Origin of the sequence: Aeromonas taiwanensis (genome assembly GCF_000820165.1) — a bacterium.
GTDB classification, from domain to species: domain Bacteria; phylum Pseudomonadota; class Gammaproteobacteria; order Enterobacterales; family Aeromonadaceae; genus Aeromonas; species Aeromonas taiwanensis.
The window spans coordinates 1-9,161 of the sequence record NZ_CDDD01000088.1; the positions used below are offsets into that span (position 1 = coordinate 1).

At 63.2% G+C, this 9,161-nt stretch carries 6 protein-coding genes; 3 read left to right on the forward strand and 3 right to left on the reverse strand.

Annotated elements, in window-relative coordinates; all coding sequences use genetic code 11:
- Positions 1-337: 337 nt before the first annotated feature.
- Positions 338-1,981 (forward strand): methyl-accepting chemotaxis protein, encoded by a 1,644-nt coding sequence (locus BN1136_RS15580; RefSeq protein ID WP_043763698.1) that lies wholly within the window; start codon positions 338-340, stop codon positions 1,979-1,981.
- A gap of 4 nt (positions 1,982-1,985) precedes the next feature.
- On the opposite strand, the gene BN1136_RS15585 is transcribed toward BN1136_RS15580, so the two are convergent.
- From BN1136_RS15585 to BN1136_RS15595, 3 genes are read right to left on the reverse strand one after another with little or no spacing between them, the layout of a single operon-like run.
- Positions 1,986-3,263: a sigma-54-dependent transcriptional regulator gene (locus BN1136_RS15585; protein WP_043763701.1), complete on the reverse strand. Its 1,278-nt coding sequence runs from the start codon at positions 3,261-3,263 to the stop codon at positions 1,986-1,988.
- On the reverse strand, positions 3,247-5,697 hold the full coding sequence (locus tag BN1136_RS15590; RefSeq protein ID WP_043763704.1) for an ATP-binding protein: 2,451 nt from the start codon (positions 5,695-5,697) through the stop codon (positions 3,247-3,249). Before BN1136_RS15590 ends, BN1136_RS15585 begins: the two co-directional genes overlap by 17 nt.
- Complete coding sequence (locus BN1136_RS15595; RefSeq protein WP_167332247.1) at positions 5,694-6,953, reverse strand: ABC transporter substrate-binding protein; 1,260 nt, start codon at positions 6,951-6,953, stop codon at positions 5,694-5,696. The genes BN1136_RS15590 and BN1136_RS15595 overlap by 4 nt, the downstream gene beginning before the upstream one ends.
- Before the next feature lie 313 nt (positions 6,954-7,266).
- Here BN1136_RS15595 and BN1136_RS15600 point away from each other — a divergent pair, with 313 nt between their 5' ends.
- Together BN1136_RS15600 and BN1136_RS15605 are read left to right on the forward strand one after the other, a co-directional pair.
- Positions 7,267-8,604: an MFS transporter gene (locus BN1136_RS15600; RefSeq protein ID WP_043808845.1), complete on the forward strand. Its 1,338-nt coding sequence runs from the start codon at positions 7,267-7,269 to the stop codon at positions 8,602-8,604.
- Between the two features lie 67 nt (positions 8,605-8,671).
- Positions 8,672-9,161: pyruvate kinase (locus tag BN1136_RS15605; RefSeq protein WP_043808848.1), on the forward strand; the 490-nt coding region annotated here is incomplete at its 3' end.

A 9,161-nucleotide genomic window follows, 5' to 3' on the forward strand; every position in this document is an offset into this window, starting at 1 on the left:
CACCTTGGCAAAGCTGGCTGCGCAGGCAAAACCGCCAGCGGCCCCGCATCCCAGCGCGCAGGCTCGCCCTACCCGCTCATCCAGTGCTTTCTCGACCCCTTCCTTCAGACATTTCGGACATCTCATGATGCGCCCCCTCTGACCGGCAGGATAGAAAACCTGTTCACTCATTGAACAAGTTTCGCTCCGATCGGCATCGGCTGCACTCGATTATGTGCCGGTAATAACTCAAATTATTCTGGCTCCCGTCCGATTGCGTGACACCCGTATGAAGCCTACCCATTCCCTTGGCCCGATAATGGAACGTCACTCCCCTCCCCTTGCGAGACTCACCGTCATGACACTCCTCCATCATTTGTCCCTCACGACCAAGACCCGTCTGCCCGTGGTGATCGTGTTGATCATCATGTCCAGCGTGGTCGCCGTCGCCTACACCAGCTTCACCGAACAACTACGGGTCAACCGCACCGTCGTCGAGCAGATACTGCCGGTACAGGATGCCCTGGAGGACGCCTATCGCGACCTCTATCAGGTCATCGCCGCCGGCCAGGGTCTCATCGTGGGCGGTCTCGGCACCGACAATGTGGCGCACCAGAAGGCGGAGTTTCTTGATAATGGCCACAAGGCGAGGGACAGGATCAGCCAGGTACAGACCCTGATCGACGCGGGCCTCATCGGCAGAGAGCATCAGGCCTCGCTGGACCTCATGCTGGCGGAGTTCGATCGCTGGCTCACCCACTATCAGACCGTCTTTGCCGATCCCCACGGAAACAGCCATCAGCTTTCCAGCCAGTTCAAGACGTCACAACAGCAGTTCACTCTTATCCGCCAGCAGCTCAACCAGCTCAAGGATGCCATCGAGCAGTCCCAGCAGCAGCTCAGGCAGGAGGTCGAGGCCTCGAGCCAGCACGCACAGCAGGTGCTGGGCCTGGGCACCCTGATCGCCATTGTGCTGGCTCTGGTGCTCACCTGGGCCGTCACCCGGCTCACCCTCAGGCCCCTCGACCAGATGCAACGGGCCCTGGAGGACATCGCCCAGGGTGAGGGGGATCTTACCCGCCGCCTCACCCTCACTTCCCGCGACGAGATAGGCACCCTGGGCGCCACCTTCAACCGCTTTATCGGCCAGGTCCACAAGATTGTCGGCGACGTCAGCCAGACCGCCGATGCGGTGCAATCCGCATCCCGCCAGCTGCACGTCCTGATGGAGGAGATGGTCACCCATGCCGAGGAGCAGCAGCGCCAGAGCGATCAGATTGCCGCCGCCGTGGAGGAACAGAGTGCCACCAGCGCCCTCATGGTGACCCACGCCAGCCGGACCGAGCACGCCTCCGCCGAGGCGGCCGGCCAGGTACAGAGCGCCACGACGGACCTGATGAACACGGTCACGGCGATGGAGTCCCTGGCGCGGGACATTCACGTATCGGAGCAGGGGATCCAGCGACTGGAGCAGGATGTCGGGCACATTTCATCGGTGCTGGAGGTGATCCGCGGCATCGCCGAGCAGACCAACCTGCTGGCACTCAACGCCGCCATCGAAGCGGCACGAGCCGGAGAGCAGGGGCGCGGCTTCGCCGTAGTGGCCGACGAGGTGCGCACCCTGGCCAGCAAGACTCAGCACAGTACGGGGGAAATCCAGCAGATGATCGAGCGGCTGCAGCAGGGCAGCCAGCAGGCGGTACAGAAGATGGGGGCCAGCAGCCACAGCGGGACCCTGGCCGTCAGCCAGGCGCACCAGACCCGGGAGAGCCTGGGTCAAATGACCCGGGCTATCACCATCATCAACGAGATGAACACTCAGATAAGGGACGCCGCCCATGAACAGAGCGGCGTCAGCACCGAGATCAACCGCAACCTCAGCGTCGTCACGGGCAACGGCCGCGCCATGCTGGAGAACCTGGAGCGCATTCGCCAGACCTGTGGACAGCTCGAGACCCAGAGCCAGCAGCTGGCCACCCGGGTACAGCAGTTCAAGATCTGATGGCTCAGCCGGCGGGCTTGAACTGCTCCTTGTCGAGGTTGTGCTTCTTCATGCGCAGATAGAGCTTCTTGCGCGGGATGCCGAGGTACTGGGCCGCCTCGGTCACCCGTCCCGAGAACAGGAACAGGGTGTCCTCGATAACCCGCCGCTCGAACTCCTCCACCAGATCGTCCAGCGGCTCCTTGGCATTGGCGAGGGGAATGGCCCGCTCCGCCCCGGCCAACTTGACGATGCCCACCGCATAGAGCTCGGCCACGTTGCGCAGCTCCCTCAGGTTGCCCGGCCACTGGTGGCGCTTGAGGGTCTCCAGATAGGCGCGATCCACCGCCGGCACCGGCTTGCCAATCCGCTTGCACCCCTGGCGCAGGAAGGTGCGAAACAGGGGGATGATGTCGCAGCTGCGCTCCACCAGGCGGGGCAGCTTGAGCCGCACCTGGGAGAGGAAGTAGTAAAGCTCCGGCATCAGCTGATGCTGCTCCACCAGCCCTTCCGGTGACTCCTCGAACAGGGCAATGGTGCGCAGCGACTTGCCTCCCCTGCGCTCCTGCTCCAGCAGATGGTTGCCGAGCCAGCGCTGGCACTCGGCCGTCAGCCGAGCCGGGGACTGCAGCACCAGGGTGCCCTGATCGGCCTGCGCCAGGCTCTCCTGCACCTCGGCCAGCGAACTGGCCGACACGCAGTCGTGCAGATGGAAGGCCTGCTCCCTGCGGGCGCTGATCTTGTGCAACAGCTGCGCCAGGGTGTGGCGCCCCGAGCCGGCAGGCCCCTCCAGCATCAGGTCCTTGTCGGTCTGGGCCAGCTGGTTGATCTGGTTGCGGATGGCGACGATCTGCGGGCTGGTCCCGATCAGCTCGTCGTCGATCGTCTCCTGGATCTCGTTGCGCCGCGCCAGCACCTCGCTGCGCTGCTTGCAGGCCCGCTCCAGCAGCCCCAGCAGGGCCTGCGGGTTGAGCGGTTTCTCCAGGAAGTCGAATGCCCCCTGCTTCACCGCCTTCACCGCCAGGGGGATGTCCCCATGGCCGGTGATCATGATGACCGGGATCTCGGCATCGATCTCGTGCACCCGGGTCAGCAGCTCCATGCCGTTCATGGCGGGCATGTAGATATCGGAGACCACGACACCGGGCCACTGGCTGGCCAGCAATTCCAGCGCCTCGTGAGGGGAGGTGGTCGCCCTGGGCTGATAGCCGGAAAGCCGCAGCAGGTGACAATAGGATTCCAGCACGTCCTCATCGTCGTCCACCAGCAAGACGTTGGCCGGGCGATTACGGGGTAGCAACATCGACAGACTTCTCCTCGTTCAAAGACACTTCGGTTTCGGCCTCCTGCGGCTTGGCCGACGGAGGATCGCCAAACTCCAGGACAACCATGGCCCCTCCCCCCAGGGCGGAGCCCAGCAGGATCCCGGCATCACAGCGGGCCAGCAGGGAGCGGCAAATGGTCAGCCCCAGGCCCAGCCCCACCTCCTTGGAGGTGGTGAAGGGGGTAAACAGTCTGGGCAGTATGGCCTCGCCAAAACCGGTGCCGCTGTCGGCGATCCCGATCTTCAGCCGGCCACCACGCTGCTCCAGCAGCAGCAGACGGATTTCGCGCCTCTCCCGTCCGGCGACGGCGTCCATGCCGTTGACCAGCAGATTGACCAGCACCTGCTCCACCAGCACGGGATCGGCCTCGATCCAGAGCCCGGCGGGCAGCTCATTCTTCAGGGTACACCCCTCCCGCTTGGCCCGGGTCTCCAGCAGCAGCAGCGCCTGCTCCGCCAACTCTCCGAGCTCGAGCCGGACCCGGGTCTCCTCGGTCGGCGACTTGCGGGCGAAATGGCGCAAGGCGTTGATGATGCGGCTCATCCGCTGGACGAGCATCTCCATCTTGCCGAGATCCTTGTCCAGCATCTGGATCTCTCCGGCCCCGAGGGCGGTCCGGCTGGTGTAAAGGTACGTCATCATGGCTGACAGGGGCTGATTGAGCTCATGGGCAAGGCTGGTCATGGCCTGCCCCACCACTGCCATCTTGGCCGCCTGGATCAGCTCATCCTGGGTCTGCAGCAGGTTGCGCTGGGCCTGCTGGCGCTGCACCACCTCCGCCGCCAGCAGGCGGTTGTTCTCGGTCAGCTCGCGGGTGCGCTCCTCCACCAGCTGGCCCAGCTCCCTGGCGGTCAGCTCCTGGCGGGTCACATCCGTGACCGTGATGATGAAGCGATGACCGCGCCCCTGCTCGAAGCGGCGCAGATTGAAGTGCAGGAAGCGCGGGGCCTCGTCGGGCCCGGTGGCGACGGTGCATTCGCCGTGCCCCAGCCGGTGCAGCGGCTGATCCGGCTCAAACTGGCTGGCCAGCACGGCGCCCGCCTTCTCGGGGAAGACCTGCCACAGAGGCAGATCCGCCCTGATGGTTGCCTGCCTGAACAGGGTCAGGGCGCTCGGGTTGACCGATTCAATGGTGCCGTCCGAATAGCAGGTGATGAGGCAGGCCTGGGTGTTGTTGATGAGGTTCAGGGCGTTGGTGCGCTCCATCTGCTGCAACTGCTGGCAGAAGTGGCGCAAGCTCTCCCCCAGCTGGCCAATCTCGTCCCGCCCGCCGGTCTGGATAGGCACGTCCATCTTGCCGGCCGCCACCCGGGCCAGATCCTGGCCCAGCACATCGAGCCGTCCGATCAGTCGCCGCCCGATCAGCACCACCAGCACGAAGATGCTGAGCAGGATGACGAGCGCCAGCACCACCAGGATCACCAGCTTGCCGGTCGCCACCATCTGGCTGCTGTTGTGGCCGAGCACGTGGAGGGAGCTGTTCGCCTCGCTCACCGTCTCGCTGACCCGCTGGTGATAACGCGAGACGGCGTCGTCCAGCTTGGGGCGCAGGGCCATCAGCCGCTGGTGAGTCAGGGCATCGGCCTGCAAGAGCCGGTGCAGCTGGCCATCCGGTTTCACCAGGGTGACGATGTCCTGCAGGATCTGGCGATAGCTGACGGTCGAGGGGTACTCGGCCAGTCGGTAGGTGAGCTCGTCCATCTCGTCGATCTTGTAGCCGATGAACAGGAAGGCGCTCTCGAGATCCTGCTGGTAGCGCTGGTCAATCACCTCGCTGACCAGCGCCTGCAGCTCGTTCTCCTTGAAGGTGAGATCCTGCAGGGCAGAGAACTCCTTGATGACATTGCCAAATTCGCTCATGTCGTCGGAGCTGGTCACCATGCTGGTGAGGTGCCACTCCACCTCCTGCAGCAGGGGCGCCACGTCGTCCACCAGATCCTGATGCAGCCAGTTGCTGCGCTTTTGCAGCTGCTGCAGCGTCTCGGCGTGGGCGATCTGCTGCTTCAGGTAGCGGGCGTGATCCGCCACCAGGGCGCTCAGCTCCGCGAAGGCCTTCTGCCTGGCCAGCACCTCGTCATCGCTCTGCAAGCCCAGCAGGTAAGCCTGCTGGATATCCTGCAGCGTGGTGGAGACCGAGAGGGAGAGCCGCTTGTACTGTACCGGATCCCGGGTGTCGCGCAGCTGCGCCAGCAGCAGCAGCAGGCGGGAGCTGGCCCGCTCCAGCTGGTAGGCGCTGCCGACGGCGGGCAGGCTCTCACTGACGATCAGGTTGACCTGCTGCCCCAGCCTGTCCCACACCATGTAGGCCGCCATTCCCATGATCCCGGTCAGGGCCATGATGGCCAGGAAGGCGAGGATCAGCCGTCGCCCCAGGCTGCTCGGCAGACGCAGGCTGCGTCCCAGGCGGCTCATGGCTTGCCGGCCTGTTCGACCAGCCGCAGCGCCTCGTTCAGCCGCGCCTCCGTCGTCTGGCGCCACTGGTGCATCACGCGCTCGGCCTGCGGGTTGCCCTGCTCCCTGTCATACATGCCGTCAAACAGCGCCAGCAACGCCGGATCCCTGGCCTCCCGCTCGCTCAGGGGCGGCGTGCTTGCCAGCAACTTCGCCTGTTCGAGCAGCCTGATCCGTTCGGGATCGCCGCGGGTATCCACCCCGTTGATCCCGCGCCAGGCCAGCTTCAGACTCGGCAGCTGCTGGGTGATGGTCTGCTCGAACAAGGCCTTGAGCAGCCCCGCCCGCCGGTAGAGCAGCCTCTTGTCGGTCACGTAATGGGTCTGTCTCGCCAGGTCTGGCTGGCTCAGGGTGGTCTTGGCCATGCCGGGGGTGCCGATGATCCCCTGCCCTTTGTCGGAGAGCAGGTACTGGATGAACAAGGCGCCGTTCTTAGGGTTGGCCGTGCTGCGGGGCACCCCGAGATAGGTCGGCAGGATCACCGAATCCGCCATGGTGCTGAAGCCGATGTGCTTGAAGAGTGCCTGGCTGTTGAGGGCGTAGCTGTCGATCACGGGGCCCGCCCCGGCCAGGCCGCGGGCGATGCCGTCGCTCACCCCGAAGCTGCGCGCCGTGATGGCGGACAGGTTGCTGCCCAGGCGCATCAGCAGGGCCCAGCCCCGATCCCAGCCATATTGCTGCAGTATGCTCTCCACCATCATGTGGGTGGTGCCGGACTGGGAGGGGGAGCTCATCATGACGTGGCCCATGAATACCGGCGACGCCAGCTGCTGCCAGCTGGTGGGCTGTGGCAGCTGATATTTGGCAAGATAGTGGCGGTTATACATGATGCCACTGCTGGAATATCCCACCACCGCCACCTTGTTGCTTAATCCCAGGGTATGGGGACTCAACCAGTCCGGTGGAATGGTGGTCGTTGGCAAGGGGGCCAATAGCCCCTCTTTGTCGAGTGTGTTAAAAAAGGTCGGTGACGATGACATGATAATATCGACCGACGGTGCCTCCCCCTCCGCTAATAAGCGCAGTGACGGGATGGTTCGCCGATATATCACCTCGACCCGGATATCAGGATATTGCTGAACGAATCCGTCTATCACCGATTTGACCGGCGTCTCCGAGAAGGAGGTGAGGACCGTCAGGGACGCGGCCTGGACGGCGCCAATGGGCAACAATATTGCCGCCAGACTCACGGGCAGCAGTCGAGAAAATAGAGACATGGGATCGGTCTGCTCACTCTCAAAAACGGATTATGTGCGGTACATCTAATATTTGGTTTTTCACCTTGTTTTTATTAGAGGGGAGATGAGCCAATTCTGACCCATCTCTCTTCGGCGATATGACTATTGTTATTCATCGCTTATCAATAAGACAGTCAGAATATGTCATTTCTGACCCGTGCTTTTCCCTCACCCGGGTCACAACTGACCCATTTTTGGCCTTTTGCCGCCGCAATTTCTCCCTTCTTATCATGGCAACCGCGCTCAGAGCTCCCTCTGAAACCATGCTGCCAAAATAGAAACGGAGAACACCATGTTCAACTTCTTCAAGACGCGAGCAGACCTACCGGTCATGGATGCCTCGCCAGATAAAATTCGATCGATTTACCGCAAGTACCAATGGCAGGTCTTCCTGGGCCTGGTACTCGGTTATGCCATGTTCTATGTGGTTCGTATGAGCCTTAACGTGGTCAAGAAACCCATGCTGGACTCCGGCGTGGTGACCCTGGAAGAGCTGGGCGTCATCGGCTCCGCCTTCCTGTTCACCTACGCCGTCGGCAAGTTCTCCAACGGCTTCCTGTCCGACTACGCCAACATCGGCCGCTTCATGTCGGTGGCCCTGGGTCTGTCGTCCATCTGTACCATCCTGATGGGCATGAACACCGCCACCTTCTTCCTGGTGCTGATGTGGGGCCTGAACGGCTGGTTCCAGTCCGTGGGCTCGGCGCCGTCCTGCGTCTCCATCTTCCAGTGGTTCTCGCCCAAGCAGCGGGGCTCGGTCTACTCCATCTGGGGCGGCTCGCGCAACATCGGTGAAGGCATCTCCTGGATCCTGACCGCCACCGTCGTCAGCTACTTCGGCTGGAAGGCAGGCTTCATCGGTGCCGGTATCGCCTCCCTGATCGCCGCCCTGTGCATGTACCTGGTACTGAAGGATCGCCCGCAGACCTATGGCCTGCCGGAACCTGCCGTTGCCTTCGGTGAAACACCGGAAATCGCCAAGAAAGTGGACCCGGCTGAAATCCGCCGCGCCCAGCTGTTCATCCTCAAGCAGCCCGCCGTCTGGCTCATCGCCGCCGCCTGTGCCTGCATGTACATGTCCCGCTACGCCATGAGCTCCTGGGCCGTGCTCTACCTGCAGGAGCAGAAGGGCTACAGCCTGATCGACGCCGGCTTCGCCATGTCGGCCTACCCCATCGCCGGCTTCCTCGGTGCCATCCTGGCCGGGATCATCTCCGACAAAGTGTTCAACGCGAACCGCCACATCCCGACCCTGCTGTACGGATTGGCCAACATCGCCGGCATGTGCCTGATGTTCTGGGGCCCGCAGAGCCGCATGATGGACGCCGTCGCCCTCGCCCTGATCGGTTACGCCATCGGTGGTCTGGTGGTCTTCCTGGCCGGTCTGACCGCCTGTGACCTGATGCCCAAGACCGCGGTCGGTGCCGTGAAAGGCTTCATCGGCCTGTGCTCCTACATCGCCGCCTCCGTCCAGGAGCTGGTCTCCGCCGCGCTCATCAAGACCAGCGAGATCGACGGTGTGACCCACTACGACTTCAGCAGCGCCCAGTACTTCTGGCTCGGTGCCTCCGTGGTCTCCATGCTGCTCGCCATGACGGTGTGGAACGCCAAGAAAGTCGTCAACTACTGATATTTGCCCATAAAAAGGGTGGTCAAGTGACCACCCTTTTTTCACGTCGTCGCAACAGGAGTATCCCATGCGCAAGACCAAGATTGTTGCCACTCTGGGCCCCGCCAGCTCATCGGAAGCCATGGTGGAGAAGCTGATCCTAGCCGGAGCCAATGTCTTTCGGCTGAACTTTTCCCACGGCACCGCGGAGCAGCACCTGGCGCTGGCCACGCGGATCCGCACCATCGCCGCTCGCCTCAACACCCATGTCGGCATCCTGGCCGACCTGCAGGGGCCCAAGATCCGCATCGCCTGCTTTGCCAATGACAAGATCCAGCTGCAGAACGGCGACATCTTCGTGATCGATGCCGGCCTCGGCAGCCATCAGGGTGATCAACACAGGGTCGGCACCGACTACCCGGCGCTGGTCCATGAGGTGCACGCAGGCAACACCCTGCTGCTGGACGATGGCCGCATCCAGCTGCACGTCGAGCGGGTGGAAGGACAACAGGTCGTGACCCGCGTGCTGGTGGGCGGCCCCCTCTCCAACCGCAAGGGCATCAACGTACTGGGCGGTG

Excerpts from the sequence above, each read along its gene's own strand:
- BN1136_RS15595 (WP_167332247.1), bottom strand. The coding sequence starts at position 6,953 with ATGTCTCTATTTTCTCGACTGCTGCCCGTGAGTCTGGCGGCAATATTG.
- BN1136_RS15590 (WP_043763704.1), bottom strand. The coding sequence starts at position 5,697 with ATGAGCCGCCTGGGACGCAGCCTGCGTCTGCCGAGCAGCCTGGGGCGA.
- BN1136_RS15585 (WP_043763701.1), bottom strand. The coding sequence starts at position 3,263 with ATGTTGCTACCCCGTAATCGCCCGGCCAACGTCTTGCTGGTGGACGAC.
- BN1136_RS15600 (WP_043808845.1), top strand. The coding sequence starts at position 7,267 with ATGTTCAACTTCTTCAAGACGCGAGCAGACCTACCGGTCATGGATGCC.
- BN1136_RS15580 (WP_043763698.1), top strand. The coding sequence starts at position 338 with ATGACACTCCTCCATCATTTGTCCCTCACGACCAAGACCCGTCTGCCC.